The 459-nt window shown below is 58.4% G+C and carries 1 protein-coding gene; it reads left to right on the top strand.

What is annotated here, in order from left to right:
- Positions 1 to 459 (top strand): GTP-binding protein (locus tag B4U49_RS00200; RefSeq protein WP_239692411.1); only part of this gene is annotated, 459 nt, incomplete at both ends.

Genomic DNA, 459 nt, shown 5'->3' with positions numbered 1-459 from the left:
TACGCGCACGTAGACTGCCCGGGACACGCCGACTACGTGAAGAACATGATCACCGGTGCTGCTCAGATGGACGGCGCTATCCTGGTATGTGGCGCGACTGACGGCCCTATGCCGCAGACTCGCGAGCACATCCTGCTGTCTCGTCAGGTAGGTGTACCTTACATCGTTGTATTCCTGAACAAGGCTGACCTGCTGGCAGAAGACTGTGGCGGTGTTGGTTCTGAAGAATACGCCGAGATGATGGAACTGGTTGAAATGGAGCTGCGCGAGCTGCTGGACCAGTACGAATTCCCGGGCGACGACACTCCGATCATCGCTGGCTCCGCCCTGATGGCGCTGAACGGTGAAGACGGCGACGAGCTGGGTACTAGCGCTGTTAAGAAGCTGGTAGAAACCCTGGACGAGTACATCCCGGAGCCGGAGCGTGCAGTAGACATGCCGTTCCTGATGCCGATCGAA

Source organism: Microbulbifer mangrovi, from assembly GCF_002009015.1.
Taxonomy (GTDB): Bacteria; Pseudomonadota; Gammaproteobacteria; order Pseudomonadales; family Cellvibrionaceae; genus Microbulbifer; species Microbulbifer mangrovi.
The sequence above is the reverse complement of the archived record's forward strand: the minus strand, read 5'-3'. Positions and strand labels throughout refer to the sequence as shown.